The sequence below is a fragment of the Chroococcidiopsis sp. TS-821 genome (assembly GCF_002939305.1).
Lineage (GTDB): Bacteria > Cyanobacteriota > Cyanobacteriia > Cyanobacteriales > Chroococcidiopsidaceae > Chroogloeocystis.
This window is the reverse complement of record NZ_MVDI01000015.1, coordinates 12,695-38,524: the sequence shown is the minus strand read 5'-3', so window position 1 is coordinate 38,524 and position 25,830 is coordinate 12,695. Positions and strand designations below refer to the sequence as shown.

The 25,830-nt window shown below is 40.1% G+C and carries 29 protein-coding genes; 20 read left to right on the top strand and 9 right to left on the bottom strand.

From position 1 onward, the window contains the following. Positions 1 to 19: 19 nt before the first annotated feature. The 3 genes from B1A85_RS22305 to B1A85_RS22295 form a co-directional block, all read right to left on the bottom strand. Positions 20 to 502 (bottom strand): DUF732 domain-containing protein, encoded by a 483-nt coding sequence (locus B1A85_RS22305; protein WP_104548921.1) that lies wholly within the window; start codon positions 500 to 502, stop codon positions 20 to 22. 118 nt (positions 503 to 620) lie between these two features. Continuing rightward, on the bottom strand, positions 621 to 1,103 hold the full coding sequence (locus B1A85_RS22300) for a pentapeptide repeat-containing protein (protein WP_104548920.1): 483 nt from the start codon (positions 1,101 to 1,103) through the stop codon (positions 621 to 623). Between the two features lie 807 nt (positions 1,104 to 1,910). Then, positions 1,911 to 3,575: a serine/threonine-protein kinase gene (locus B1A85_RS22295; RefSeq protein ID WP_104548919.1), complete on the bottom strand. Its 1,665-nt coding sequence runs from the start codon at positions 3,573 to 3,575 to the stop codon at positions 1,911 to 1,913. 354 nt (positions 3,576 to 3,929) lie between these two features. Here B1A85_RS22295 and B1A85_RS22290 point away from each other — a divergent pair, with 354 nt between their 5' ends. The 3 genes from B1A85_RS22290 (at position 3,930) to B1A85_RS22280 (ending at position 5,681) form a co-directional block, all read left to right on the top strand. Further along, positions 3,930 to 4,706, top strand: a complete 777-nt coding sequence (locus B1A85_RS22290; RefSeq protein WP_210404683.1) for a WecB/TagA/CpsF family glycosyltransferase — start codon at positions 3,930 to 3,932, stop codon at positions 4,704 to 4,706. A gap of 123 nt (positions 4,707 to 4,829) precedes the next feature. Then, positions 4,830 to 5,219: a phage holin family protein gene (locus B1A85_RS22285; protein WP_104548918.1), complete on the top strand. Its 390-nt coding sequence runs from the start codon at positions 4,830 to 4,832 to the stop codon at positions 5,217 to 5,219. A 276-nt stretch (positions 5,220 to 5,495) separates the two neighbouring features. Further along, complete coding sequence (locus tag B1A85_RS22280) at positions 5,496 to 5,681, top strand: YqaE/Pmp3 family membrane protein (protein WP_104548917.1); 186 nt, start codon at positions 5,496 to 5,498, stop codon at positions 5,679 to 5,681. Positions 5,682 to 5,854: 173 nt separating this feature from the next. Here the strand turns inward: B1A85_RS22280 and B1A85_RS22275 are convergent, their stop codons facing one another. Further along, positions 5,855 to 6,634 carry a histidine kinase gene (locus tag B1A85_RS22275; RefSeq protein WP_104548916.1) on the bottom strand — a complete coding sequence of 260 codons (780 nt, stop codon included), beginning with the start codon at positions 6,632 to 6,634 and terminating at the stop codon, positions 5,855 to 5,857. Positions 6,635 to 6,784: 150 nt separating this feature from the next. Continuing rightward, the gene (locus B1A85_RS22270) at positions 6,785 to 8,407 is read right to left on the bottom strand and encodes a peptide ligase PGM1-related protein (protein WP_104548915.1); all 1,623 of its coding nucleotides are present in this window, start codon (positions 8,405 to 8,407) and stop codon (positions 6,785 to 6,787) included. Positions 8,408 to 8,913: 506 nt separating this feature from the next. On the opposite strand from B1A85_RS22270, the gene B1A85_RS22265 reads away from it, so the two are divergent. Further along, positions 8,914 to 9,774, top strand: a complete 861-nt coding sequence (locus B1A85_RS22265; RefSeq protein ID WP_104548914.1) for an SDR family oxidoreductase — start codon at positions 8,914 to 8,916, stop codon at positions 9,772 to 9,774. Between the two features lie 65 nt (positions 9,775 to 9,839). On the opposite strand, the gene B1A85_RS22260 is transcribed toward B1A85_RS22265, so the two are convergent. The 3 genes from B1A85_RS22260 to B1A85_RS22250 form a co-directional block, all read right to left on the bottom strand. Beyond that, complete coding sequence (locus B1A85_RS22260) at positions 9,840 to 10,247, bottom strand: hypothetical protein (RefSeq protein ID WP_104548913.1); 408 nt, start codon at positions 10,245 to 10,247, stop codon at positions 9,840 to 9,842. A gap of 82 nt (positions 10,248 to 10,329) precedes the next feature. Further along, the gene (locus B1A85_RS22255) at positions 10,330 to 11,367 is read right to left on the bottom strand and encodes a hemerythrin domain-containing protein (protein ID WP_104548912.1); all 1,038 of its coding nucleotides are present in this window, start codon (positions 11,365 to 11,367) and stop codon (positions 10,330 to 10,332) included. A 328-nt stretch (positions 11,368 to 11,695) separates the two neighbouring features. Next, positions 11,696 to 12,268: a hemerythrin HHE cation-binding protein gene (locus B1A85_RS22250; protein WP_104548911.1), complete on the bottom strand. Its 573-nt coding sequence runs from the start codon at positions 12,266 to 12,268 to the stop codon at positions 11,696 to 11,698. Between the two features lie 268 nt (positions 12,269 to 12,536). Here B1A85_RS22250 and B1A85_RS22245 point away from each other — a divergent pair, with 268 nt between their 5' ends. The 13 genes from B1A85_RS22245 to B1A85_RS22185 all read left to right on the top strand — a co-directional run bounded on the left by B1A85_RS22245 (position 12,537) and on the right by B1A85_RS22185 (position 23,252). Beyond that, entirely contained in the window at positions 12,537 to 13,280 is a 744-nt protein-coding gene (locus B1A85_RS22245; protein WP_104548910.1) for a DUF2993 domain-containing protein, read from the top strand. 121 nt (positions 13,281 to 13,401) lie between these two features. Then, positions 13,402 to 13,944 carry a DUF2231 domain-containing protein gene (locus B1A85_RS22240; protein ID WP_104548909.1) on the top strand — a complete coding sequence of 181 codons (543 nt, stop codon included), beginning with the start codon at positions 13,402 to 13,404 and terminating at the stop codon, positions 13,942 to 13,944. Between the two features lie 487 nt (positions 13,945 to 14,431). Then, on the top strand, positions 14,432 to 15,154 hold the full coding sequence (locus B1A85_RS22235) for a V4R domain-containing protein (protein ID WP_104548908.1): 723 nt from the start codon (positions 14,432 to 14,434) through the stop codon (positions 15,152 to 15,154). After that, complete coding sequence (locus B1A85_RS22230) at positions 15,151 to 15,600, top strand: hypothetical protein (RefSeq protein ID WP_104548907.1); 450 nt, start codon at positions 15,151 to 15,153, stop codon at positions 15,598 to 15,600. The genes B1A85_RS22235 and B1A85_RS22230 overlap by 4 nt, the downstream gene beginning before the upstream one ends. 15 nt (positions 15,601 to 15,615) lie before the next feature. Then, the gene (locus B1A85_RS22225; protein ID WP_104548906.1) at positions 15,616 to 16,098 is read left to right on the top strand and encodes a phycobilisome protein; all 483 of its coding nucleotides are present in this window, start codon (positions 15,616 to 15,618) and stop codon (positions 16,096 to 16,098) included. A 22-nt stretch (positions 16,099 to 16,120) separates the two neighbouring features. Beyond that, positions 16,121 to 16,774: a V4R domain-containing protein gene (locus B1A85_RS22220; RefSeq protein WP_104548963.1), complete on the top strand. Its 654-nt coding sequence runs from the start codon at positions 16,121 to 16,123 to the stop codon at positions 16,772 to 16,774. A gap of 40 nt (positions 16,775 to 16,814) precedes the next feature. After that, positions 16,815 to 17,297 carry a 2Fe-2S iron-sulfur cluster-binding protein gene (locus B1A85_RS22215; RefSeq protein WP_104548905.1) on the top strand — a complete coding sequence of 161 codons (483 nt, stop codon included), beginning with the start codon at positions 16,815 to 16,817 and terminating at the stop codon, positions 17,295 to 17,297. Between the two features lie 31 nt (positions 17,298 to 17,328). Continuing rightward, positions 17,329 to 17,796 (top strand): phycobilisome protein, encoded by a 468-nt coding sequence (locus tag B1A85_RS22210; protein ID WP_104548904.1) that lies wholly within the window; start codon positions 17,329 to 17,331, stop codon positions 17,794 to 17,796. Positions 17,797 to 17,857: 61 nt separating this feature from the next. After that, on the top strand, positions 17,858 to 18,745 hold the full coding sequence (locus tag B1A85_RS22205; RefSeq protein WP_168192463.1) for a tetratricopeptide repeat protein: 888 nt from the start codon (positions 17,858 to 17,860) through the stop codon (positions 18,743 to 18,745). A 31-nt stretch (positions 18,746 to 18,776) separates the two neighbouring features. Further along, positions 18,777 to 19,616, top strand: coding sequence for a serine/threonine-protein kinase (locus tag B1A85_RS22200; protein WP_104548902.1), 840 nt, complete (start codon positions 18,777 to 18,779; stop codon positions 19,614 to 19,616). A 64-nt stretch (positions 19,617 to 19,680) separates the two neighbouring features. Next, positions 19,681 to 20,379 (top strand): hypothetical protein, encoded by a 699-nt coding sequence (locus B1A85_RS22195; RefSeq protein ID WP_104548901.1) that lies wholly within the window; start codon positions 19,681 to 19,683, stop codon positions 20,377 to 20,379. Positions 20,380 to 20,510: 131 nt separating this feature from the next. After that, the gene (locus tag B1A85_RS22190; RefSeq protein WP_104548900.1) at positions 20,511 to 21,173 is read left to right on the top strand and encodes an SOS response-associated peptidase; all 663 of its coding nucleotides are present in this window, start codon (positions 20,511 to 20,513) and stop codon (positions 21,171 to 21,173) included. Positions 21,174 to 21,686: 513 nt separating this feature from the next. Then, the gene (locus B1A85_RS22185) at positions 21,687 to 23,252 is read left to right on the top strand and encodes a cellulase family glycosylhydrolase (RefSeq protein ID WP_104548899.1); all 1,566 of its coding nucleotides are present in this window, start codon (positions 21,687 to 21,689) and stop codon (positions 23,250 to 23,252) included. Between the two features lie 4 nt (positions 23,253 to 23,256). Here B1A85_RS22185 and B1A85_RS22180 read toward each other — a convergent pair whose 3' ends face one another. Continuing rightward, positions 23,257 to 23,634, bottom strand: coding sequence for a DUF1823 family protein (locus tag B1A85_RS22180; protein WP_104548898.1), 378 nt, complete (start codon positions 23,632 to 23,634; stop codon positions 23,257 to 23,259). Between the two features lie 192 nt (positions 23,635 to 23,826). Between B1A85_RS22180 and B1A85_RS25755 the strand changes: the two genes are divergently transcribed. From B1A85_RS25755 to B1A85_RS22170, 3 genes are all read left to right on the top strand, one after another. Further along, entirely contained in the window at positions 23,827 to 23,949 is a 123-nt protein-coding gene (locus B1A85_RS25755) for a hypothetical protein (RefSeq protein ID WP_256387493.1), read from the top strand. A 106-nt stretch (positions 23,950 to 24,055) separates the two neighbouring features. Continuing rightward, complete coding sequence (locus B1A85_RS22175) at positions 24,056 to 24,352, top strand: acylphosphatase (protein ID WP_104548962.1); 297 nt, start codon at positions 24,056 to 24,058, stop codon at positions 24,350 to 24,352. Between the two features lie 256 nt (positions 24,353 to 24,608). Further along, entirely contained in the window at positions 24,609 to 25,655 is a 1,047-nt protein-coding gene (locus tag B1A85_RS22170; RefSeq protein WP_104548897.1) for a 3-deoxy-7-phosphoheptulonate synthase, read from the top strand. Positions 25,656 to 25,830 lie beyond the last annotated feature (175 nt).

Genomic DNA, 25,830 nt, shown 5'->3' with positions numbered 1-25,830 from the left:
TCATACAAGCATAGACCGACTACCGAGGTGCTGATGATGGACTACTAAATTGAGGACAGTAGTGTTTTGTCGCTAAAGTGGCAATTACTGATGAATTCACAGTATCTACTGTATTCGTAGTGCCTTCAGTGCGATGGTAGATGATATCTTCTAATGTCAGCCCGACTTCCAGCTCGTCGCATATACTTTTTGCCTGCATGATACTTGCTTCAGGCGATCGCTCGACGCTTGCCAATAATTTATCTCGAAGTTGGGGATAGCTCATGACGGCGCGCTTGTAGTCTGCAATAAAAGCGCGATCGCTTCCTACGCCACTTGTTGCTTTTGCTAATTGAGTCGATGCGTCCAGCTTACACACAGATGCAGACAAATCTAGGGTCCGACCTGATTTGGTCGTCATGTAACAAACATAATCAGCATCTTGAGCAACGATTGCAGGAGTAAACCCTGTTACCAGCGAGATAGCTGCCGTTGAAATTGTTACTAATTGTAGAATTTTCATTGCGTCACCAAGTCTGTTCTTCGCTCATTAATCCCGAACTTGGAAACGCAATAACAGGAAGTTTATATTTTCTTGCTTTTTTGTATACATAATCTCAGTATATATACTGAGACCTTCTTTACCAATAACGGCGATCGGGTGTAACGACGCCGTTAGGCATGGTTGTGAGTCTAAACTTTGCGCCTCGGAAGTTAGTAATTAACATTCTTGCACCTCGGAGACTCGCTCCTTCTAGATTAGCAGCAATGAAACCGGCAAAAGTTAAGTTCGCATTTTCTAGATTTGCCGTTCTGAGATTAACTCCAGTTAACGTAGCATTGGTTAAGTTAGCACCACGTAGATCGGCAACATCCAAATTTGCACCACTGAGGTCAGCTCCTGTAAGATTACTTTGCGATAAATTAGCACGAGTGAGATTAGCGCCTCGGAGGTTAGCGCCACTTAAATTTAGTTGACTTAGGGGTGCATCACTGAGGTCGCATCGAGGACACGCCCTAGTTTGCTTGAGTTGCTCCAAGTCCTGGGGACTGTACGCTTGTGCTGCAGCGGCGAACCACATGGGAGTTAATAAAATAGCGACGGAAAAAAGAGTGAGTTTCATTGCGTAACTAACTAACCTAACTAATTTAAGTGTAATTTGGAAGGGTGCTGTGTTAAATTTATAGCTCAAACTGTTTGACGCAAACTAAATCGATCGGTTCCACTACACCAAATCTTTAAATAAGGTGAAGATTTTGTAGCGTTAGCGATTACCAGTACAGGGTAATTAACCTTACACATAAGAAAAATAAGGTAAAGTTCAGGTTTCCTTGACCGATGTTTTATTTGTTACGCATAACCTGAGGAAGAGATTCGCGGCTAGAATAACAAAGTTTACTTGCGTGGACTTGTTGATAAAATTACGATAACTTGCTGTGTAGGATAAAAATTACACCAGGGCGATATGGTGAAGTCCAGCGAGCGATGAAGGCGATTGCCTTTTGTCAGTATTCGCGCGCAAAGTTTAATATTCTTGACTCATCAACGATAGCTAGAAACATTGTCCACTTGTAGCTGCGCTCGCCTGAAAACTATCTTTACATCAAGCTATATCCAGGTTTAGAACTGTTTATTTTCAACAAAAACTATCGCGATTGCAATTCAAGTGCAAGTATCCAGCAGAGTTGTCCGTGGTGCAGGAAATGATTTAATGGGAGTTTTAATACGCCTTAAACTTTTGCCTAAACACGCAGAAGATAATGGAGACCGCAACTACAATAGATGTCAGCAATAGCAGATCCAGTTGCTGAGCGATCGCAAAAATAGTCAGTAAAGGTGAAGGGCGACTAGTAAAGCGTAATAATACGAATATTCTGAATTATTTAGCCAAAGGCACTTTGTATTAACCTTAAATTGAAGAGTATAACTATTAGCGCCAACCTAAAAAGCGTAGTATAGGAACAATAATGTAGTAGCTGATACCTAACCAAAAACCGAGAAGCAAACCTAAAGTAGCAAAGAAAGCGATCGCAGTGGCTAAATCTAACCAACTCGGTGAAGTGATAATAGGGAAGTGCCAAAATCCAGGTGGATAAATATTCAAGCTATTGAGGAGTAAAAACACCGCTGCACAACCTCCCGCCGCAACTCCTGCGTGAACTAAATAATGGCTGGGTAAACCTAAACCTAAGGTGAGAAAAGCAACAGCGAGCGCAATTGACGCTGCAATTCCAGAATCTCCCGTATTCCCAAGAATCAACTGCCATACTAACCAACTTAAGCTATAGCCAAATAACCCCATAAGTGCAGCGATCAAATATCGCCGTCGCTGACCATATCCGCCAGCCGCTGTGAGTCCCCAGGCTGTTCCCATACCAACAATGGCAAATAAGAGAATATCTGCTTCTACGGCTAAAAAAAGCTGTTGTGACAAAAAACGAGCAAAAGCATTTCCCAGTGGCGACCAGTATGCTAAAACAAAGCCGATGAGCGTTGCGATACAAGCTCCACTGGCACTTAATAGCATTTCCCAAATCGTATCCCAAGTAGCGCGTAGTGCGTGTGCGATCGCTTTGAGGACAACAACCGTTGTTTTCGATAGCCCCACCGTTAAGGAACGAAATACAATTCGCGAACTGTTCCAGCTATTAAGTAGGAGTTTAAATAAAAATAGCCATCGTAAGGGTTTTTGCGCTTTTGCTAGCCGTTCTTGAATGCTTTTAGCGTTTGCTGGTCTACGGCGGACATCCTCTTGCACCATATCGTCAAGTAAATCAGCAAGTGCAGGACTAACTTGCGCAAAGCGACGCCACTGCAATTGTCCTGTCATTGGATCTTGTAAATCCGAGATGTATTTACCCGTGAGCATTTCAATCATTGTCCGCCCCAACGCATAAAAATCGGCGGCTGGTCCGACAACACCGCCAGCTATTTGTTCGGGTGGGCTATAACCCGAAGTAAATAGTCGCGTTGAGTGGTCTGCTAAACGTGATGTTGCGGCAATCTGCTTGGCTCCCCCAAAATCAATTAAAACAAGTTGTCCTGTTGCTTCTCGCAACATGAGATTCGATGGTTTGATGTCGCGATGGATAATCTGGCGAGCGTGCAACTCGTGTAAAATCTCCGTAGCTTGCTTGAGCCAAGCTAATACCCATTCTTCTGGACAGCCTTGCGGGTACTTCTCTAAAACTTCTTGCAAAGTCTGACCATTAATTTTCTCCATTACCAAACATGGTAAGGAAATCGATTGAGACCCCTTGACAGTAACTTGAAAATAGCCATCAGGTTCTACTTTAGGAACACCTGGGTGGTGTAAGTGCTGAAGAACAGCGGCTTCTTGCTCGAATAGTTCTAATGCTTTCGGAGAGGGGTCTACCAATACCTTTAGTACTTTTTGCGTCTGCAACTGCAAGTCCCAAACCGTGTATATCGTGGCAAATCCACCTGCGCCTAACTGCTGCAGAGGCACATAGCGATCTCTTAACTGTAGCGGTGCACCACAGCGATCGCAAAACTTGCTTCCCCAAATCTTAGGATAAGGATGCGGGCAATTTGGGTTAATGCAGTAAATTGCACGCTGAACCAACTGCGACACGACGACCAGAATATGCAGGCTTTCTCGATTCTACACAACTATGAGTTGTTGTTACATCACACTACCGCATAATCAAGATATGGATTCGCGAAAATCACTACATTTGACGTAGCAACAACTATTTGCTGAAGAATTTCGCCAATTATTAATGAGCAGCTTGTAACGCAATGATGAATTACAGTATTGTACATCTCTCAATTCAAAAAAAGATTTAGTATGTAAGAGCAACGAGGAATGCTACCAGTAAGCCTTTTGTATTTCTTATATCTAAAATAAGTTCTAGAAATTTATTTAGTATTTGTATCTATAACTTCAAATGACTGCCAATTCTTATTCTAGATGTGAAGGTGGAACATGAATAAGTTTGATGAAGTCAATATTCTTGGAATAAAATTTCATAAAATTAATGTTTATCAACTCATAAATTATGTTATTGAAGCCGCAAAAAGCAATCGAAAAACAATAATTAGCAACGTAAATATTAAAGCAATGAATCTGGCGTATGAGCTTGATTGGTATAGAAATTTTATTAATAATTCGGATTTAATATTTTGCGATGGCTTTGGTGTTTTACTAGGAGCCAAAATGCTTGGTTATGATGTAAACTCTACGCATCGCATGACCTGTCCTGACTACATAGAAAATTTAGGGCTAGCGTGCGAGCAACATAACGTATCTTTATTTTTACTTGCTGGTAAACCTGGTGTAGTTGAAAAAGCGATGACTCAGCTAACCTCGGCTGCACCTAATTTACAAGTACAAGGACATCATGGTTATTTTGAAAAAACTGGCGCTGAAAACGAACGTGTTATTCAACTGATCAATAAATTTAACCCAGGAGTTCTTTTTGTTGGCTTTGGTATGCCACTACAGGAACAATGGATATTGAATAATCTAGAACGCATTAATGCCCGCGTTTTTTTACCCTTGGGGGCTTGTCTTGATTTTTATACTGGTACAGTGTATCGCGGTCCAAAATGGATGACTGACTGTGGCTTAGAATGGCTAATGCGTTTAGTCGTTGAACCACATCGCTTGTGGAAGCGCTACATCATAGGAAATCCATTATTCTTCTATCGCATTTTTAAAGAGCAGATACGTAAGCGTAATATAAAACTTGAAACTGAGTAACGAACTTTTTCCTTCAATAGATCTATCTTCTTGGAGAGGTGCGATCGCCCACTAGCAAAGATAATTATAAATGTTACACTCTCTCTGAAATTTAGAGTAACAAATTCAGGAGAATACAGTACTATGACCGCAGCTTTTTTTACACTACTAGCAACTGCTCTTAGCCTACTCGTTGTTGATATTGTTGTTCCAGGTGTTGATATTGCAACTTTCCCAGCCGCTTTAATAGCTGCTTTAGCAATTGGAATAACGAATTCATCGGTTAAACCAGCACTGAACAAACTGGCTCTACCACTCAACTACCTCACTTTAGGGCTATCCTCAGTAGTCGTTAACGGTTTGTGCTTTTGGTTGGCAGCAGTGTTCGTTCCAGGTTTTGCTGTACATAGCATTGTAGGAGCGCTTCTAGGTCCAGTTATTCTATCGTTTGTTAACACCTTTTTGAGTAAATATTTTGCTGAAAGAAATTTAGGGATTACAACAACTACAACTAACACAGAAATTAAGTCATAGCCCATCGTTTCAGGAATTTATATATCCTTGTAAGCCAAGGAGAAAATCCAGCTCGATATATTTTTGGAGCGATAAAGATTGAGTAAACCAAGCGGCGAAGCAGAGCCAGATTTTTGTGGAAAAGGTTTACTATAAAGTAACTGAAAATTCAACAACAAAAGAAATTTGATACATTAATTCAAAATTAAAATGTAATAATTCCTTAGGTGGAGGTAAGAAACTTCTAAATACAAGAGGATATTAAAGGTAGTTCGAGGAAAACTTAAGAGTAACGATATGAAACTACTACGAATTGCTACAGCTATTATTCTCCCTCCTTTAGGAGTCTTTTTAACAGAGGGAATTAGCACAGCTTTTTTGATTAATATTGTGCTAACTCTCTTAGGTTGGCTTCCAGGGAGTATTCACGCTCTTTGGATAATCGTCAAGCATGAAGAACGAGTGAATAAGCAAGTGTATTAATGATAGGTGAAGGTGAAGCTGCATGCAGCTACCACAATCGTCTAAGTGCATAAATTAATAAAACCGTACTCTGTATGCAGTACGGTTATTTATTCTCCTATACACACAAAATACTGCGCCTCTATTAAAGAGTTTTAGGAAGCGCAGACACTTTACGAATCAATTACGTTGCATTACGTTGTGGGTGGCTTTTTGTCTCGTAAATAATCAGTTGCTGTTTGCAATAACTCGCTGAGAATTCGCTTGATTTGTCTTTCTTTTTTAGCGAGTGCAACTCCTGCATCGCCCATTTTTTCCTCTAAGAGCGATCGCTTTTGTTCTACTTGTTCAGCAATAGGTTCTGCTTGAGTGCGGGTTTTATTGTACCAATTTTTTGCATCATCGAGATACTCTTTCACATCTTCGTATCTTCCACCGTAACGCGCCGCTAGATTAGCGCGCAAAATTGCTAGTTGCGCTTGGAGTTGTGCGTAACGCTTTTGCAGAAGTGCGGCTTCCTCGCTATTTTTTAGCGTGCTAATTGCCGATTCGATCGCTGCTCTAATATTAGGTGAAGTATCTTTTCCAGTTTCTTCAATATCTCCTAAAAGTCTTTCGATTTCCTGTTGCAATTCTTCTTCTTCCGAATCAAGCTTTGCTTGCAGTTCTCGCACTTCAGCATGAGTTTTGGCGTTTGCTTTGCGTCTTAAGCTAGTTACGCCATCGATCGCGCCTTCGATAGAGGCTGTAATATTTTCTTTAAGCTCTTCTCCTTGTTGCTGAACATTTTCGACGACGGCGGCGACAGCATCTTTGACAAGCGAACGAATTTCAGTCGAGCCTGATTTAAATTCGTCGGTAACTTGCGATACAGCATTTTGGACAATTTCACGAATTCGAGATGCTTTTAACTGCCCTGCTTCTTTCGCTTGTTTGAGGTCGTTTGTAATTTGTTCTTTGATATTATTTGTCATTACTAACTCCTGGTAGAATCATATTTGTCTAGCCAGGTTTATATCTGATAAAAGATCAGGTTTGATTAGACCTTGGCACTATCATTATCATTGCTTAGAGGTTTCTTAGGCAGGTACTTCCTTTAGATATAAAACGCTATTTATTGCTACTTAAGTTGCACCATTCCAAATAATCGGTCCACAAGCGTCTAACTCCCAAGTAGGATTGTGAGCATTATGGCGTGTTTCTTCATCGAGAATTTTCACAACTTTGTTATAAATTTCTTCAGCTTGCTGTGGCGAATCGCCGATACTTGTTAATCCAAGTTTACCGAACTCTGAGAGGCAACCCATAAGATGAAAAACTGTGCCTGTTTCGGTTCCAGTATCAAAATGTAGCCGATGATAAGCAATGATATCCATTAAATCGCTGGGAAGTAAACCGCGATAGCGCTCTTTTTGCAAATTATCGGTAGCAATGTAATATTTCGGACGACCATGTGGGCTATAAAACATTCCGGTTGCTGGATGATAACGTCCATTGGTTAGTAGTTTTAATGTCATGAATGGATGCGTCGTTCCACCCTTGCGTAGATTAATTTCAATGGCTTGCAAATCCCAATGTTGTACTCCACTACGGTCGGGGTGTTGTACGGCGATAAAATCAACGCCAAAACGTTCTAAAGCACCTTTTTCAGCTAATTTTCTGCCAACTTTTATTCCTAATTCTTGCAGACGCATGCGATATGCTTCGTCCGCAGGAAAGCGACAACCAAGATAAATTTGACCGTCAGGACCGCCCAAGATTTGGTCGTGTGTTGAGAGAATTTCCACTTCACCACTAGGAGTAATTCGACCTTGAACACTGGGCGATCGCTTGATGTCTCCTTCAATAAATTCTTCGACAATTGCACCTAATTCGGGAATCCGCGTCGAAAAATTTGCCCAATTTTCGGACGTGGCTTGAAAACTCATTGTTTCAAAGCGCTGCGTAATTGCTTCGATGCGTTGTTCGCGGGTTGCACTTTTGCCAGGCGCTAAGTGATGAATCGGTCTTAAGTCTAGTAAAGCATTTGCTTCACCTGAAATTCCTTCGTTGAGTTTGACGACGAGGCGTTTGATTTCGGGTTTGCGTTCCCACAAATTTACGGCTTCAACGGCTAAGTCTTGAGCATTCCATACGCTACCACTTCCATCAGGATGCGGTACGCCACTCTCGGCAAAGATTTGCCGACTACCACTTTTTGTTCCCCAAATCGATAGCTGGGGATCGCACGCGTACAAAGGAACTCCAATGCGTACGGATAACTCGCTTTCTAGAAAAGAGGAGTTGTAGCAGATCATGTATGCGTTTTTGAGGTCGATCGCTTGACGTATTCGTTGAATGAGACGCGGGCGTTCGAGAATTTTTTGCGTGAGGGGTTTGAGTGAGGAATCGTAAGTGGAAAGGAGCAACAGGCGATCGCGGGCGTGGGAAAAAGGAATTCCTGGTAAAAGCTGCAAGTAGTAGTCAATCACGCTTGGGTGTATCGGCTGCGAAGTGACGTAAATGAGGCGGGTACGAGGGTTTTGGAGGCGAATTAAAGAAAACAGCAAACGCTCTTCGTAGTGATGACAACCTGGTATTTTGAGGAGTTCGCGTTGGTCTACACTCAGCGAAGGAATAACCAAAATATCGGCATCACTTTGGTCAAATAATTCGATAGTTGCCCAGCGATCGCGTAACTGAGATTGTAGCTGTTTGAATACTTCAATATGTTGCGTTTCTATTAATGAATGATCTAACGTTTGCATCGCCCCAGCCTACAGATCTTAACTACAGCGATCTTACTCTGGTTTGTATTGTGTACGAAATACTTCTTAAGAAACAGTAAGATTAGTCACACTATTATCAAAATGATTGTATTTACTGATAAAGCCAATTTATTGGTAATTTACTCAAATTTCACGAGTATAAATACGCAAGGTTTAGTGCTGCAAGAAAGTTGCTGGTGCTGATTGCTTTGTAACAGAAAAAGCTAACTGCTATTGGTATATGATGTCAGCGTCCCGAAATCGAAGTAAAAGTTAGTCTTCTCTACCTCTTAAGGCTGACACTTATCAATTCTGCTTTCCATCTCTAGATCGATAAAGTCAAAGAAAGTGATAGATAACTTAGTGCTAGAGGTGATCGTCGCGTTGCTCAAAAAATTGTTGAGGAATTCATATAACAGGTACCAACGCAACGTCATCTAAGAGTATTACTCAGTAAAACAAAACCAAGCCTGTTTTATGCAATTCATTACAGGAGAATAGTTATCATGCCAGAAGAACAATCGTTGCAACCGCCACAAGAGCAAGACCAACAGCCTGGGCTTGAATCGGAAATGACGCCGAAGCCAAAGGCGGACGATCCCCAGCATCAAGGTAGCGGTAAATTATTAGGTAAAGTCGCCGTTATCACTGGTGGTGATAGTGGAATTGGGCGTGCGGTGGCGATCGCCTTTGCCAAAGAAGGTGCTGATGTCGCGATTATGTACCTCAACGAACATGACGATGCAAAGGAAACAAAGCGTTTAGTAGAAGAAAAAGGACGTAAAGCGACAACGATCGCTGGCGATATTGGCGACGAAAGTTTTTGCAAGCAGGCGGTCGAACAAGTTGTACAAGAGTTCGGTAAGCTGGATATTTTGGTGAACAATGCAGCGGAACAGCATCCCCAAGAAAGTATTGAGGACATTAGTGCAGAACAGTTAGAACGGACATTTCGCACAAATATTTTTTCGATGTTCTACCTCACCAAAGCAGCGTTGAAGTATCTCAAAGAAGGTAGCACAATCATTAACACAACTTCTGTGACTGCATATCAAGGTAATCAGCAGTTAATTGATTACTCTTCAACTAAAGGCGCGATTGTTGCGTTTACGCGATCGCTGTCTCAAAGCTTGGTGAAAAAAGGAATTCGCGTTAATGCTGTCGCACCAGGTCCGATTTGGACGCCGCTAATTCCAGCAACGTTCCCAGAAGACAAAGTAGCAGAATTTGGAAAACAAGTTCCGATGGGGCGTGCAGGTCAACCGGAAGAAGTCGCCTCGTGTTATGTATTTCTTGCGGCTAATGACTCATCTTATATTTCAGGACAAGTTTTGCATCCCAACGGTGGCACCATTGTTAATGGTTAGTCAGGCAGTAAGCGCTATCTAATATGAGTCCGCAAAAGCGGGCTTTTTTTATTTTATTTATTTTTTTATTTTTGAGTATCCTGTGCTAACTGTTGCCGTTGCGTGTTTGTTAAGTGCTTGCTAGACTTTTCTATCACTTTCTCTTCTTCGTGAATGTAAAGGCTTGCTAATTTTTGTACTTCATAAACTTTTTGCTCAAATTCTTTTGTTGCAGGACTCAGCAACTCTAGTTCTGTAATCAGTGACTTCAGGCGCTCATATTCATCTTCAGTTATTGTAATTTGTTCAATAATATCTGGGCATTGTTGCTGCACTAAAGAATAGAAGCGTTGCTTCACTTCTGCAAGGAGATCGACTGCTTGGCTAATTTCATTGAAAAGAGTATATCTTCTTTGAATATCTGCTTGACAAATTTCTACTAATAAATTCATTATTTTTTGCTGTTCTTGTTTAATTAAATCAATAATATCCATAACAATTGAGACCTTAATAAAGAAACCCACCACAAATAGTGGTGGGGGTTTACCCTAACTAAATTGCAAACTAATTACTTCATTAACTAGCTGCCATTTGGTCTTGCAACTTGCTCTTAGCTTCTTTAAATTTTGTAGCGAGCTGTTCGCTTTGTTCGTCGCTAAAGTTATTGCGAATCGCAGCAAACATTGTGCTTTCTTCTTGACGAATGTGATCGCCTACAATATCCATCAATTGCTTAACTTTGTCTTTGAATTCGGAAGATGAAGGATCTAGCGCCTTGATTTGATCCAACATTCGCTTCATTTCGGCTTGTTCGTCATACAATTCTTGAGTGTCATTTTCACCATAGTAAGGACGAACTGCTGGGTAAACAACTTCTTCTTCGGCTTGGGCGTGAACTAATAGATCCTTATACATTTGACCGAAGTATTCTTGAATCTTTTGCGGATCGTCAGTTGCACCCATTTCTGTATACAAGGTATTGACTTTAGCATGATCCATTCTGATAATATCCTGAATGTTCATGTCTTTTTTGTCAGAACCTTGGGTAAGCACGCTACCAATAACTCCTGTAGCTGCTGCTGCTGCGTCTTGGATACGTGCGAAGAAACCCTGATCTGGGGTTTGTCCAGTGATTTCACGAACACCGAGTCGTTCAAGCAGTGGCTTTAATTGCTCTTGATGACCGCGATTTTCAAAGTTGACGGTGTTGATGGGTGCGATCGCAGCTTGCACATCCGCACCAATAACTTGTGCTGCTTTGTGAATAATATCTCCTGTCATGAACTGCTTATGCTTGAGAAGTTCGAGCTGCGCAACCTTCTCGTACGTGCTCAGTTCAGAACCTTGCATCAATTCCTTAACAGTTTCGACAAACTGCTGTGCTGTTTGCTTTGGTTCTCCCTTTACTCCATATTGAACATATGCAGTTTCGATGATACCGAGATTTTTTTGGTCAGACTCTAGCATGCTTTGCAGGTCTTTTTTACCCTCAGCATCGTCTACTTCTGATAATAGTTGTTGTTCGCTAAAAATTAATAACTCTTGAACGGCTTTAAAATCTGCCATTTTGCTACCAAGCGCAGCGCGCTTTGTATCATCTAGCGTTACCGGCATTATTAAGTTTCCTCTCTTTTATGCATAACCAGTGTTCTTAACTTTGAATATATCTATGCTTCTTTAGCTAGTTCCTCTTTCTTATGACTGATTAACTGCTCTGTCTTATAACAACAATATTTGTTAAGAATAATCCAAAAGAAGCAAGCCTTTATCGTTGACTTTCATGTTTGAAAAACACGCGTTTATCAATGATAAAGGCTAAAGTTAAGAGTTATTAAGCTAGATTGAGCAAGACTTAAAACCTATCTTGCGGTTCATGCTGAAAACGAATATTTGAGCAGTTGTAACTTTTCTCTACCAACAGCGTTGTAAATGCTCTGTTATTTTAGCTGACTGCACTACCAAAGACGCCTCTCAACGCAGATACTGCATCTTGAACCCTTCCCCAAACACCTTGATCGGGATCGCGTCCTACGAGTTCGCGAGTACTTAATATTTCTAAAACCCCTTTGAGTTGCTCTTGATGCGCTCTATTCTCAAAATTGACTTGATTTAGCGGCCCGATCGCTTCTTCGAGGTCTTCGCCAACGACTTGCGCGGCTTTGTGAATCAAAAGACCTGTCATCGCTTGCTGGTGTTTTAATTTTTCGTGTTCAAACACTTTTTCGTAGAGCGATAGTTCATTACCCGCCATCAGGTTTTGCACAGTCTCAACGAGCTTGTGAACTTTTTCGGGAGCGTCCGCCGAAATACCAAGTTTGGCAATACTATTTTCGATAACTTGAAGATTTTTTTGATCGTCTTTGAGCATGTCTTGTAGGCGATCGCGAATATCTGTATCGCTAATGGCAGAGCTTAAGGTTTGCTCGTTGCTAATGATTAAATTTTGAATTGCTTTTAAAGTAGCTAGTCTGCTTGCGATCGCCTGAAGTTGTGTTTCATTAAGTGTAGTTGCCATACTATATATTTCTCCGACTACTCTAATTTAAACGAGAATTAGTTGCAACAAACTAGAGCTTCGCATAACCCAAATTAGCGATTCATCCTCCTTATGACTGATTGAGCGCAAGCAGAACTTTAAAATAAAAATTAACTGAATAACCACCGCTGCATCAGCGAATACAAAGTATTAGAACGTTTCCTCCACCAGTTGACAGATACAAGCCGAAGAGCAAATCGTTAGATTTACGAAAGAAAAAAGCTCTTAACCAAGGAAAATATTAGTAATGTTCGACCAGCAGCCGGGATTAGGTGAGGAAGCACTCAACAAAGTAGCAGAAATTGGACTAGCTAGCCAGCTTGATGAAGTGGAAAACTTAGATGTAGATATCAAAACTGACCCACTAAAGCTAATTCAAGGAGAAGTTGATTCTGTAACGATTGATGGCGATGGCTTGGTCATGCAAGGTGATTTGCGTGTAGAAGAACTTGACATGCACATGAATACTGTTGCGATCAATCCGCTGAGTGTGGCGTTAGGTAAAATTGAACTCACAAAACCAACTGAAGCAAGTGTTCGCGCTGTTTTAACCGAAGCAGATATCAACCGCGCATTTAACTCAGATTACGTACGTCAGCAATTGCAACAGCAGCAGATCCGCGTAAATGGTCAACCTGTCACTATTGATGCTCAACAAGTCGATTTCCGTCTACCAGGAGAAGGCAAAGTAGCGCTCAACGCTAGCGTGCTATTGCGAGAAACAGGCGAAACACATCAAGTTGCATTCTCGGCTGTACCGCATGTCAGTGCTAGCGGACAAACAGTGACATTGGAAAACGTCGAATATGGCGACAACGAGGAACTTTCACCCGAACTCACGCAAGCATTAATCGCAGAAACAAGCGAAATCTTAAATTTAAGTAACTTTGATTTGCAAGGAATGACGTTAAAAATTAACAATTTACAAATTGAAGCAGGCAAGATAATTTTCCAGGCAGAAGCCTATGTTGAGCAAATTCCTTCGGGTTGAAATTGTCGATGAGAATAAACAACACTTATAGCAAGAGTCAATATAATTAGGACATCGTAGAGCCTCAGAGTTATCTCTGTCATCTGACCCTGGATCTCTACTATCTTGAGCAGGAGAACATATGGATACACAGCAAACACGGGGAACACCGTATCCCAATATTCCACCAGTTATAGAAAGCGACGAGCGCGAATATCGCGACCCTGGTGTACCAAGTACCGTTGCGATCGCCGGACACCCATTACATCCGCTCAGCGTCATTTTTCCCATAGGATCTTTAGCAGGAGCTTTGGTGACTGACGCAGTTTACTGGCTCACTAACGATCCTTTTTGGGCAAGGGCTTCATTTTGGTTAATTGTTGTAGGGTTGGCTACTGGACTAATTGCTGCAGTTATCGGTATGAGTGACTTTCTGCAGATTGAGCGCGTCCGCAAACGTAGCGCTGGTTGGGCACATATGATTATTAATGTCTCCCTACTCATATTGACGGCTATTAACTTGTATTTACGTTGGGATAACTACGAAACGGCTATCCTCCCTTGGGGATTGGTTCTATCGCTGATTGTCGGTACGCTCACAAGTGTTTCTGGATGGTTCGGTGCTGAGTTATCCTACCGACACAAAATTGGTGTAGTAGGTCCAGGAAGCCGAATACAACCTTAAATACAAGGCAATAATGCTGCTTTTAGGGTAAGTCATAACTTACCCTATTTTTATGGGTTGTCATCAACAGCTATGCAAACAAAATATCCGCGAGCAATTAAATCCCAACCGCCAAAGCATTTATTCATTAAAGAAGAAAATAGTCTGATTTCACATCTCGTCAAAAAAAATAGTACAAATCGAAAGTAATTAACTTAATTGTATAAAAATTATACCATCATTTTTATACAAAAAAATAAATCTATATTTATTATTTTAGTCTCTATTTTTTACCAATTAATTGTCTACGTAAAAACACTTAAAGATTCATAAATTGAGTAAATATTCAAATAAAACTTAGTAGGAATATCGATGTCTGAATGCTGAAACATATCTAAAAATTAGGTAAGTTATTGCACGCTAAGTTGTGTTTTTGAAGAATAACTTTATTGTTTTCAGATAAAAAAGCAGCAGATTATCTAACATTGGGAATGGAGTATCTATATAAATGATTGTCACAGCAGATCAAGTGCTAATGACTAACAGCAGCCAGCTTGAGAAGTTAGTTCAACATCCCCTCAAGCAGAAATATGTTGAAAAACACGCTCACTTTAAATTTGAAGATTTTTTCTATTTTCAAACTGACGCGGGTGTTGTGACAGATTGGAATGAGGGACGAAATCTTTTTGCGAGTGAAGATTTTATCATTGGTCTAATTGAAGGCTTAGAAGAAGAAGTTGGCAATGCGTCTACTGTTGTCATGTACAACATTGGTTACGAATGGGGTAATCAAGATGCTCAGTTTTTCCAGAAGTGGTTTGAAAAAGAGTACCAAAAAAATATCCTCGAAGCTAATTCGATGTTCATGTTAGAGGCTTGGTGGTGGCCCTTTACTGCTCAGGGATGGGGGAACTGGGAAGTAGATATGAGCGAGCATAAAAATGGATTTATGTTTGTGAATATTTTTGATTCTGCAGTGGCTAGAACATTAGGTGATGTTGGAAAACCAGTATGTCACGTTTATGCTGGTTTATTCGCTGGATTCTTTGGCCATGTTGTCAAAAAACCTCTCAATTGCATTGAAATTCAGTGTTACTCGATGGGAGAAACTTATTGCAAATTTCTTTTAGGGACACGAGATCGAATTGATGCTGCAACTTTTTGGCAAAACGAAGGTGCAACAGCAAGAGATATTGAGAAGCGATTGCGTCATGGGGAGCTTTTAGGATGAGAAATCAGAGTTTCCGACTATGTTTCTCAGTTGAAGATTTTTTTCGCTCGCACAACTGGGAAGGTGAATTGTTAGAAGATGTCAAGCAAGACGATCGCTACTGTTTGCTATCTGCTTGGCAGTGCTTATCTGTAGAGAATTTTTTTGTTGCAAGTAATTGGGAAGGTCAAATCATTGCGCGATCGCAAAGCACGCAATCTCAACAGCATTGGCAATGCTTATCAGTAAATAGTTTCTTTAGCACGTGCAATTGGGAAGGTCAATCCGTACGCCAAAACGTGTTAGACCAACCAAATTTGTGGTTTACGCAAAAAGTTGGTGACTTTATGCAATTTATCTCCTGGGAAGGCAAAACAGAAATTGGTGCATTACCACAATGGTTAGCGCCAAAATCGATGACTGTATTTGAGGTAGCACCGACATTATCTTTAACTGAATTATTTTAGAAAAACATAGTATCTATGACTTTAGAACTCCAAAACTTGCTTTATCAAGCTGAAGCAAAATATCTAAGTTTGGCAGAAATTACCGATTTTAAAAAGCATGTATCGTCGCTAGAGTCGCGATTAGAAGTTTACGAAATATTGCGCGATCGCGAAGTAGATATTTTTCAAGCAATTGCCGATCGACTATCAAGCGAGCTATCTCAAGAGAAACAAGAACGTTTAGAACGCGGACTGAAAAATTGGTTGCTAATTGTTCGCTCCTGTGCTATTGCAATGTTGTTAAACGATCCAAGTTTTTTACAGCATAGACTTTTAGAATGGCTGACAAATTTAATCCAAGCCCACCAATTACAACCTATTGAAAATAAAATCTACGAACTATTGCAAAGCCAACTGCAACAACTATTCACTAGCGAGCAAATCGCCTTACTGAAACCTTTTTTAGAGCAAGCTAAAAAGACACTTTTGCAAGAGAAGTTGGCTCACTTACCAGGATAAACTTACAACAACAAAATTAATGATGATTAGTGTTGCTGATTTAGTTAAAGATAAATATCTACCTAGTAACTATTTTGCTGCAAACGCATACATAAAGGGTGATTTCGAGTCAGGTTTAATTGAAAATCGTCGAGGCGATCGCCTACTTGCTTTGCCAGAAACTTTCCTAAAAGCGATTTACCTAGGCTTAGAAAAAGAAATTGGTCAAGCTAGCGGTATTGTACTTGCTAACTGCGGTCGGTGGTGGGGTAAGAATTTTTACGTCCGATTCGTTCAAGAAATCAGCGAATATTACGGCAAAACTTTAGCGGAAATGGAGATGGTAGAGTTTCTTCAGTGCTTGAAACAATGCTGGAAAACTCACGGCTGGGGAACATTTGACTTAGATGTAAGTTATTATCAGTACGGATTTCTAGTTGTCAAGACTACCAATTCTCCTTTCGCTGCGGTAGCACCGCAAAGCGATCAACCCATCTGTTATGTAGAAGCGGGTATCCTGAGCGCGTTTTTCAGTCAACTAACAGGGCGCGAACTTGACTGCGTACAAACGGCTTGTGAATCTTTAGGCTCTGATTGCAACTATTTTGTCTTAGGCTTAGCGCATCGCCTCAAACCTGTAACCGCTTGGTTAGGACAAGACCATGCAACGATTATGCAGCAGCTATGTCATAGCTAACAATATCGCGTTAGAGTTCATCCCAAAAGAGTAATCAGACATGGCAAAAACGATTAAGCTAGAACCTATCAATCAAGAAACATCAGTGCAAACCAATGCCAATATTTTGTCTGCGTTATTGGCGAATGAACTTGATATATTACCCGAATGCGGCGGACGGGGAATGTGTGCGACTTGCCACATCTACGTTAAAAATGGCATGGAAAGCTTGTCACCACTTAGCCGCCGCGAGAAGCGGACGTTAGAAGTCATTACCCAAGCACAACCAAATTCTCGCCTTGCTTGCCAAGCTTTAGTGGTAGGTGAGGGTGTTGTTGTCGAAATGCCTTCTGGAACCTATGTTAATGCGATTGATGATATCGAAGCCTTGATCGGTCGTCGTGCCGAGAAAGATATTTTACATCCTCTCAATGGCAAGGTTTTGGTTGAAGCTGGTAAGTTAATTACCCGTTCAATGATTACTCAGTTGCAAGATACTTGCACAGCGACAGAAAAATACTTAGCACAAACTCGCGAACCATAAAATACAAAAAATTACTAAGGAAATAAAATCAATGTTGACACAATTATCTCGCCTGAGTGTAGAGACGGACGGTCGATATGCTACTAGTGAAGAATTACAATTTATTAAAAACTATCTTCAGTCTTTTAATTTACGGCTGAGTGCCTACGAAAAAATTACTAAAGCAGAAACAGAAATTCTCGATCGTGTCGAGGCAAAAATGCGCGATATCGATCCTACTTTGTTTCAAAATGCTTCTGGAGATTTTACACCTACTTGGAGAAAAGATATTATTCAACTACTCACGTATGCTACGGCTACTTTATTAGTTGACGATCGAGAACGCTTGCGAGAAGGTATGTTACTTTGGCACGCTACAATTGCAAAATCTTACAAGTTTGAACGCACTTGTAAAACAACATTTGAAGTAATGCCTGAAGTTGTTAAGGAATTCTTGACTCCTGAAGAAGCTGCATTATTTAATCCAATTTTGAAACTCAATCAAATTGTCTTGGGATAAGCAACTTATTCTTTGCAATAAAACATTTTTGATAATTACTCTAACAGGTATTATGCAACAAATGAAATCATTGAATAAAAAATATCATTGGTTAGAAACTATTGAAGGCTTTGCGATTATTGGTTCGGTTGGCGGCGCGATCGCCTCTGTTATTTCGCAACAGGCGATCTTGGCTTCGCTTCCCTTATCAGCGGCTCTTGTACTCAATTGGGCAAACCGCAAATTTTTAATCGCGTCAATCGAGCAGAACCAACAAGCCATAACGCATGTATTAGAACAAAATGCCATTCCCCAGGAAAGGTTTGCTTCTATTTCTAGCCAAGTCGCACAACTGCAGCAAGCAAATGTTAGCTTTAGTCGCAATTTGAATGAGAATAATACAACGTTTAACCAACTCCGACAAGAAAGCAGCAATCTTGAAAATAAGGTTGAACAACTAGCTCAGCAGATCGCAGAATTAAAAAACGAAATTAGTTTTTCGAGCCATTTAGAACCACAACAAAAAGCAACGCCTGAAGAAATTCAAAACTTCTCAAAAGAGTATATAAAACTCGCCGAAACAATCAATTATTTGCGAGAAATTGAGCGTTGTCACCAGAATATTCAACTAAATCCTAATTCTGCTACAGCTTACTACGAGCGCGCACAAACCTACGAACAGCTAGGAGAAAAAAGAGCTGCGATCGCAGATTATACTCAAGCAATCCGCCTGGATGCTAATTATACTGAAGCTTACTACAAGCGAGGGCTCAACTATTCTAGCTTAGCAAATAAAAAGCAAGCGATTAAAGATTTCCGCACAGCTGCTAAATTATTTTTTGCAAAGGGTGATATTGAAAACTACACAAAAGCAAAATCGCTTAGCCAGAAGCTTCATCAATTAGAAACTCAAAATGAAGTTGTTAATAGCATTCCTGCAGGACAATTATTTGCAACAGCAGTAAATTAAAAAAATAATAATTTGTGATGGAACTAGCTCTATGAATTCTCAATATCAAATTTTAGACTTGTTAGGACAAGGACAATTTGGGCGAGTTTTTAGAGCAGTTCATATACCAACAGGTCATTTAGTAGCTCTTAAAGAGTTAGAAAAAAAAAGATGGTCTACTCATAAATTTCTTCGCGAGTTAAAATTTTTAACAGAACTACAACATCCTAATATTGTTGCTTGCCAAGCGATTGAACACACTGAAAAAGGACGCTATTTAGTATTAGATTATTGGAATGGTGGCAGTCTGCGGCATCTCATGCAATCAGATAACTCACTCAGCACAGTTCAAAGCTTAAAAATAATTGCCGATGTTCTTGCTGGTTTAGAATACGCACACAACTATGGTGTTGTTCACTGTGACATTAAGCCAGAAAACATACTACTACATCAGAATGAAACGGGTTGGATAGCGTGTCTTACTGATTTCGGAATTGCACGACTAAGCCAAGACAGTTACACAGAAATTAATTTAGGATCGCCAGCCTATATGGCTCCTGAACAATTTTACGGTCAGTTCTTACCTGCTTCTGATTTGTATGCAGTAGGAGTTGTGCTTTATGAAATGTTGTTAGGTTCCCGCCCTTTTTCTGGCTCGCCTGGAGAATTAATGTCTGCACACCTTGCTCAACCTGTTAAAATTCCCAACACTATTCCCTTTCTTCTTCGCTCTATTTTATCAACAGCATTACAAAAGCTTCCTGCACGCCGCTTTTCTTCTGCTACTGAGATGCTAAAGTCAATACAACTAGCTTTATTAATTGAACAAAATTTGACCCTAGTAGAAAACAAAAGAGAGCCAGTATTCAATCTCGAACAATTTATATTTTAACCCTCTACGAAAGTTGGTTTTCAAAGCTCGTTGAAGAAGACTTACTAAAAACTGATTCATAAAAATGAGTGAAACTGCAATCAAAATACCATTTAATACTTGCTACTACATTCGCAAACTATTACTTCAATCTGAAGAAGAACTGAATTCTCTCTTAGCTCGAAAAGAAATTTGTTTTATCTCAAAATCAATTTTAGATAAATTGCTATACGATGTTTATTTAGAAGAAGATATACTAGATGTTTTAAGCAAACTGTATCAGGAAGAAGACGTACTCCGTGAAGTTGTTGAACAGCTAGAAAAGTTAGTTAGCCAGCATCAGACTATAGTTACCAAAGGTGATTTCTCAGAGAGTGAGAGAATAAAACGTAAAATATTGCAGCTTATGGGTTTTAAAAGAATAACCATCACAAAACAAGAAATTGTTGAAGCATTAACACAAATTAGTTTATTTAGTAAAAATTATTTAGGTAGTATCTTAACAATTAATAATTGGCAAAGTACTTGCCCAAGTGATGACTGGCTGAAAAATTTTCAAATAAAGCAGTCAGCTAAGTTTTTTTTCGCAGATGGAACTCAAATATTAAGCTTAAAACAACTTCAGTTAATTCATGAGTGGGTGGTGGCTTTTAATCAGCAAAGTTCCATAATCATTCGCGATTTTGTTGAAATTATTAAAGAACAGAAAGTTGGCGAATTGCCTGGAGGTGTACCACTTTTATCAGCTAATTGCTACGCAGCCTGGGTCAATAAACTCAAATGATAAGTAAACAGCAGGTATCTGTATCTAAAAAGAGGAGTGTTTAGAATAGATCTAATCGCAGCACAATCAATTTAACCTAAACGGGCGATCGCAAAAATTTTATAATTAAGTCACAGTAGCCAGGTGAAATCATGTGTGGAAGATATACCCTGAGTCAATCTGCAGAAGCGATCGCTACAGCATTTGGACTAGATACATCACTAGCAATAGAGCCCAGATATAACATTGCACCGACTCAGTTAGTACCTGTAGTACTGTACTCTGCTGAAAAGCAACGCCAGTTGCAGATGATGCGTTGGGGTTTGATTCCCTCATGGGCAAAAGATCCTAACATTGCATCGCGCTTGATTAATGCCCGTTCAGAAACAGTAAGTGAAAAACCCTCATTTCGCGCTGCATTTCGTCATCGACGCTGTTTAGTCATTGCCGATGGATTTTATGAATGGCAACGTCAAGAACGGAAAAAACAACCCTACTACTTTCAGCTTCAAAATAAGCAACCGTTTGGTTTCGCTGGTTTGTGGGAACATTGGCAAACTTCAGACGGAGAGGAAATTAATACTTGCACTATTCTGACAACAGAAGCTAATGAACTTATGCGTCCGATCCACGATCGAATGCCAGTCATTTTAGATTCTCAAGACTACGGGCTTTGGTTAAATCCTGCTGCACAGGTAACAGAATTACAAGGTTTGTTACGTCCATACTCATCACAAGCGATGAACTCTTACCCAGTGAGTACCTTAGTTAACAAGCCTACAAATAATAGTCCAGAGTGCATTAATAGCCTATAGTCTAGATTTAACTTGATGCTTTTTTTGCATAAATTATAGTTGTTCAGCAATTAAAGTCCGCCGCACTGTGGACTTTATTTGTCTAGCAGTCAATTTGTTCGCAATAGCGTTCTTAGCAGCCCAACTTATTGACTCCTTTCAAAAAACTAACTGACTGTTACTGCGTTTATTTACACCTGTCAATAAAGCCTTAAAAATATATTTCTGGGTGAAATTACCTGATTCAGTATAATTACATAAATAAAAAAAAACCAGTAAAAACACGCTGGAACTCTTCAGAATTTATATCTATTTTAATTTAGAACATAGAGCTGTAAAGTTTGATTAAAGCAGCAAACCAAATCAAATAAAGTCTTGATGGCAAAGATGAGTTCATTATTAAGCTTGAATGTCTCATTTTTGTGTAGGACTTTATTGTCTAAAAAAGCTAAATTTCATGAGATTTAGCAATTGAACTGTACGTGTATGGCTCATTTCTATCAATGAGTTGTTGAGCTTTAGTGAAAATTTAGCATGAAAGGTAAAAGACATTTGGCTTCTGTGAAAAGAAATCACTTTTTCCTAAATATTTTGTTAGGAATAATAGTCGTCGGTGGAATAGGTCTAACTGAGATAAACCGTAAGGCTATTGCGGCACCACCGCCCAGTATTAAAGTAGTAGGTAATAGATTCCAAGACTCTCAAGGTAAGACTGTTGTATTGCGTGGAGTTAGTCTTACAGATGCGGAACATATCAGTAAGAATTTTGGCTATAAATTTATTATCGATCTACTCACCGATCCGAGTAAAAATTGGTACACCAAAATCGTTCGCGTTCCAATTCATCCTCATACCTGGTTAGAAAACGATGCGTTTTCCCAAACAAAGGCAGATCGTCACTTCAATCAGTACTTAAAACCTTTGGTAGACTATGCAACTGCTAAAGGATTGTACGTCATTATCGATTGGCATTACGTACAAGATCCCCGTAGCAAACAAAGTCAAACACTTGCCTTTTGGAAGTACATGGCACCCAAGTTTAGTTCCTATGGCAATGTTCTCTATGAAATCTTCAATGAAAACTCTAGCAATGCTAGTAGCGGGATGACTTGGAGTACTTGGAAAAATCTGGCGCAACCATGGATTAATACAATTCGCGCCGCTGGCGCACCAAATATCATCTTAATTTGCGGTCCTCAATACTGCCAGCATATGCGTGAAGCTGCGGATGCGCCATTTTACGACCCAATGTTTCCCGCATCGCCGAATTTGGCTTATGTCGCGCACATTTACCCTAGCTTTTATGGGCGCCAAGGAAGTTCACCGCGACAAAAATATGAGTACGAAATCGGCTACTTAGCGCAGCGTTACCCAGTTGTCGTAACTGAGTGGGGCTGGGATGAAGATATGTCGGGTACGGAGGTTTTCGGAAATCAAAACAACTACGGAAATGAATTAAAGAAATTTATTGATGATTATGGTCTAAGTTGGACAAGTTGGGTAGCAAGCAATAATCCTTGGTATCCACAGTTATTCGATCGCAACTGGAATCCGCGTCAAGGTCCTCGATATCATGGTAGTTTTACACGCGATTGGTTGTACGAAAAGCGCAACAGCAATCCATCTCAAATTCAACCATCACCATCAAGCTTTCCAATCCGAATTACAGCAGGAAGTAATGCAGGATTTACTGCTTCTGATGGTAGTCAATGGGGTTCAGATCGAGGTTTTCTAAATGGTCTAACTGTGGAGCGTGGAAATATTCCAATTGCAAATACATCGAACGCGAAAATTTATCAAACTGAACGTTACGGTGTAACGGGTTATACCTTTGCAGTTCCTAATGGTAACTACCTTGTTAAACTCCATTTCGCAGAAACATATAATGGTATCTCAGCAAAAGGTCAACGGGTCTTTGATGTGGCAGTAGAAGACGCAAAACTAACCAATCTTGATATCTACTCGGAAGCAAATGGTAGAAATATTGCCCTGGTCAAAACCGTCAATGTTACCGTCAAAGACGGTCAACTAGATATCAAATTTACACCTCGCACTCAGCTACCAATGATTAATGCTCTAGAAGTCATACCAACAAAATAAATCTTTAGGGTTTTTCGTTGGTTTGTTGCATATAGCTCAATAACCAATTTGCCATCGTTGCACGGCGAGTTTGTCGAGGTCCAAACTCGCCAATTTTATAACCAGAAAAACCAATCTCTTTTAAAAGCTGTTTGTTTTCTGGAGGAATTGAACGAGTAAGCTTGACTGTAGCTGGACGACTCTCAATAAAGTTTGGTGGTTGTGGATATTCATTGCGCCATTCATCTACAACGTTTGTGTTATCCCACGTATTTGTCGTCTCATCATAACGATAGCCCAAATAGTGCCATACCAGTCGATTTACGGTTGCATCGTCAATCGTATCGTTGATAATTGCCCAAATTGTTTCAATGTTTAGTGGTAACAACGGAGGTATATTCATAAGTTCTCTTTATTGAACTCAAATTTTCTTACGACCAAGAATATCGCTGAAATGTTGTGTCATGCATTAGGCACAGTTTGATTAATGCTTCTCATTGCTATTTACCTCTGTTGGAGGAGATAGTAAGTAAAAAAATTATGATAGACTGATGACAAAACTCATCGCTTCAACCCCTCTTCTGGGAGAAGCACCATGGAAATAGACAACTTTCTTAGAAACATACCAGGATTCCCGCAAGGTAGATCGAAGGACGACGATCGCGACGATGACAACGATGACGATCGCCACTACAAGTACCGCGATCGCGACGATTAAATTAAATTAGTGGCATTAAGCAACCTATCGCCTTTGTTTCAATTTGTTTAAGATAGACAAAGGCGAATTTATTATGACGTCATACCCCTGGTAACAATTCATGCCGATGTTAGATTCCTCAATACCCCAAGCGCCAATCCAAGTTCATGTTTTCGTTTCTGGTAGAGTGCAAGGAGTTGGCTATCGCATGGCAACTCGCGATGTTGCTCAAGCACTAGGACTAAATGGCTGGGTACGTAATCTTACTGATGGTCGCGTCGAAGCTGTTTTTGAAGGAAGTAAAGAAGCAGTAGAAAAGATGGTGCAGTGGTGTCATCAAGGAACTCGCGCAGCTGTCGTTGAAGATGTTGCTGTTGAGTACAAAGAACCAGAGGGAATTTCTGAATTTAGTATCCGTCGTTAAGCAGTATTTATCAATTTTATTGATAGTAATTTTTTATTTAAACTTTATAAAAAAACTTAACAGTATGTGCTTTTGTGCAGAATTGAGCAAGGAAAATACTAAATTTAGTAAATGCGATCGCTTGTTGATTCCTACAATTACTGCTAAAAAATTCCTGCTGAAATATAGTTTTTTAGATTAAGATAAGTAATGTTTTTACGTAAATTCAGAACTTAATATTGAGTACTTTTTTTGAACAAACAAAAGATTTTATCTTATGCACAACAAACTATTCAACACGCATATTGAAAATTCACATATCTTAATGACTCCGAAGGAAGTAAAAGCAAAACTCCCGCTTACACATTCGGCAGAGAAGACAGTCTTGCGTGCGAGGAAAGAAATAGAAGCGATTCTAGAAGGCTACGACAACCGCAAATTCATTGTCGTTGGTCCATGCTCAATCCACGATGTCAAAGCAGCGAAAGAGTATGCCGAAAAGTTGAAAAAACTTGCGGATCGAGTCAAAGACAAACTCTTACTCATCATGCGAGTTTACTTTGAAAAGCCCCGTACAAACATTGGCTGGAAAGGGTTAATCAACGATCCAGACATGAATGACTCGTTCCACATCGAAAAGGGCTTGTTAATTGCACGAAAATTACTCATTCATTTAGCCGAACTAGGATTACCCGCAGCAACCGAAGCTTTAGACCCGATTGTACCGCAGTATATTAGTGAATTGATTGCTTGGTCAGCGATTGGTGCTCGAACCACTGAATCGCAAACACATCGCGAAATGGCAAGCGGCTTATCAATGCCTGTTGGTTTCAAAAATGGTACTGATGGCGGTATCGAAGTTGCCTTAAATGCCTTAAAGTCGGCTGAAGTTCCACACCATTTTCTAGGAATCAATAATAATGGGCAAGTGAGTGTATTCAAAACCAAAGGGAATACTCACGGGCATATTATTCTGAGAGGTGGCGGTGGTAAGCCGAATTACGACTTTGAAAGTGTCAAAGCAGCTGAAGAAAAACTAAAAGCAGCCAACTTACCAGCAAAAATAGTAATTGATTGCAGTCACGGCAACTCAAACAAAGACTATAAACTACAAGCGACAGTCTTCAATAACGTTGTTCAACAAATCGTGGAGGGCAATACTGCGATTGTAGGTATGATGCTGGAATCCAATTTATATGAAGGCAGTCAATCGATCCCAAGTAATTTAGCAGATTTGAAATATGGTGTTTCAGTAACAGATAAGTGTATTGGCTGGGAAGAAACGGAAAAAATTATTAGCGATGCTTACGAAAAACTCAAGTAGGGCGATCGTAACACTCCCAAGTTAATGACGGCTGGTAGTTGGTCATAGGTAAGGAGTAATTGTTAATCACAAGACTGGGATAGTTACTACATAGAGAGACGAGGAATGCTCTTAAGTGTACTTAGCGATCGCGCGATCGCCTGTAGTAACTTTTTTTAGCAAGCATCCTCCTATA

What these genes read in the sequence shown, in the direction of transcription:
- B1A85_RS22305 (WP_104548921.1), bottom strand. Translation starts at nt 502, where the DNA reads ATGAAAATTCTACAATTAGTAACAATTTCAACGGCAGCTATCTCGCTG.
- B1A85_RS22300 (WP_104548920.1), bottom strand. Translation starts at nt 1,103, where the DNA reads ATGAAACTCACTCTTTTTTCCGTCGCTATTTTATTAACTCCCATGTGG.
- B1A85_RS22290 (WP_210404683.1), top strand. Translation starts at nt 3,930, where the DNA reads ATGAATAAGTTTGATGAAGTCAATATTCTTGGAATAAAATTTCATAAA.
- B1A85_RS22285 (WP_104548918.1), top strand. Translation starts at nt 4,830, where the DNA reads ATGACCGCAGCTTTTTTTACACTACTAGCAACTGCTCTTAGCCTACTC.
- B1A85_RS22280 (WP_104548917.1), top strand. Translation starts at nt 5,496, where the DNA reads ATGAAACTACTACGAATTGCTACAGCTATTATTCTCCCTCCTTTAGGA.
- B1A85_RS22275 (WP_104548916.1), bottom strand. Translation starts at nt 6,634, where the DNA reads ATGACAAATAATATCAAAGAACAAATTACAAACGACCTCAAACAAGCG.
- B1A85_RS22270 (WP_104548915.1), bottom strand. Translation starts at nt 8,407, where the DNA reads ATGCAAACGTTAGATCATTCATTAATAGAAACGCAACATATTGAAGTA.
- B1A85_RS22265 (WP_104548914.1), top strand. Translation starts at nt 8,914, where the DNA reads ATGCCAGAAGAACAATCGTTGCAACCGCCACAAGAGCAAGACCAACAG.
- B1A85_RS22260 (WP_104548913.1), bottom strand. Translation starts at nt 10,247, where the DNA reads ATGGATATTATTGATTTAATTAAACAAGAACAGCAAAAAATAATGAAT.
- B1A85_RS22255 (WP_104548912.1), bottom strand. Translation starts at nt 11,367, where the DNA reads ATGCCGGTAACGCTAGATGATACAAAGCGCGCTGCGCTTGGTAGCAAA.
- B1A85_RS22250 (WP_104548911.1), bottom strand. Translation starts at nt 12,268, where the DNA reads ATGGCAACTACACTTAATGAAACACAACTTCAGGCGATCGCAAGCAGA.
- B1A85_RS22245 (WP_104548910.1), top strand. Translation starts at nt 12,537, where the DNA reads ATGTTCGACCAGCAGCCGGGATTAGGTGAGGAAGCACTCAACAAAGTA.
- B1A85_RS22240 (WP_104548909.1), top strand. Translation starts at nt 13,402, where the DNA reads ATGGATACACAGCAAACACGGGGAACACCGTATCCCAATATTCCACCA.
- B1A85_RS22235 (WP_104548908.1), top strand. Translation starts at nt 14,432, where the DNA reads ATGATTGTCACAGCAGATCAAGTGCTAATGACTAACAGCAGCCAGCTT.
- B1A85_RS22230 (WP_104548907.1), top strand. Translation starts at nt 15,151, where the DNA reads ATGAGAAATCAGAGTTTCCGACTATGTTTCTCAGTTGAAGATTTTTTT.
- B1A85_RS22225 (WP_104548906.1), top strand. Translation starts at nt 15,616, where the DNA reads ATGACTTTAGAACTCCAAAACTTGCTTTATCAAGCTGAAGCAAAATAT.
- B1A85_RS22220 (WP_104548963.1), top strand. Translation starts at nt 16,121, where the DNA reads ATGATTAGTGTTGCTGATTTAGTTAAAGATAAATATCTACCTAGTAAC.
- B1A85_RS22215 (WP_104548905.1), top strand. Translation starts at nt 16,815, where the DNA reads ATGGCAAAAACGATTAAGCTAGAACCTATCAATCAAGAAACATCAGTG.
- B1A85_RS22210 (WP_104548904.1), top strand. Translation starts at nt 17,329, where the DNA reads ATGTTGACACAATTATCTCGCCTGAGTGTAGAGACGGACGGTCGATAT.
- B1A85_RS22205 (WP_168192463.1), top strand. Translation starts at nt 17,858, where the DNA reads ATGAAATCATTGAATAAAAAATATCATTGGTTAGAAACTATTGAAGGC.
- B1A85_RS22200 (WP_104548902.1), top strand. Translation starts at nt 18,777, where the DNA reads ATGAATTCTCAATATCAAATTTTAGACTTGTTAGGACAAGGACAATTT.
- B1A85_RS22195 (WP_104548901.1), top strand. Translation starts at nt 19,681, where the DNA reads ATGAGTGAAACTGCAATCAAAATACCATTTAATACTTGCTACTACATT.
- B1A85_RS22190 (WP_104548900.1), top strand. Translation starts at nt 20,511, where the DNA reads ATGTGTGGAAGATATACCCTGAGTCAATCTGCAGAAGCGATCGCTACA.
- B1A85_RS22185 (WP_104548899.1), top strand. Translation starts at nt 21,687, where the DNA reads ATGAAAGGTAAAAGACATTTGGCTTCTGTGAAAAGAAATCACTTTTTC.
- B1A85_RS22180 (WP_104548898.1), bottom strand. Translation starts at nt 23,634, where the DNA reads ATGAATATACCTCCGTTGTTACCACTAAACATTGAAACAATTTGGGCA.
- B1A85_RS25755 (WP_256387493.1), top strand. Translation starts at nt 23,827, where the DNA reads ATGGAAATAGACAACTTTCTTAGAAACATACCAGGATTCCCGCAAGGT.
- B1A85_RS22175 (WP_104548962.1), top strand. Translation starts at nt 24,056, where the DNA reads ATGTTAGATTCCTCAATACCCCAAGCGCCAATCCAAGTTCATGTTTTC.
- B1A85_RS22170 (WP_104548897.1), top strand. Translation starts at nt 24,609, where the DNA reads ATGCACAACAAACTATTCAACACGCATATTGAAAATTCACATATCTTA.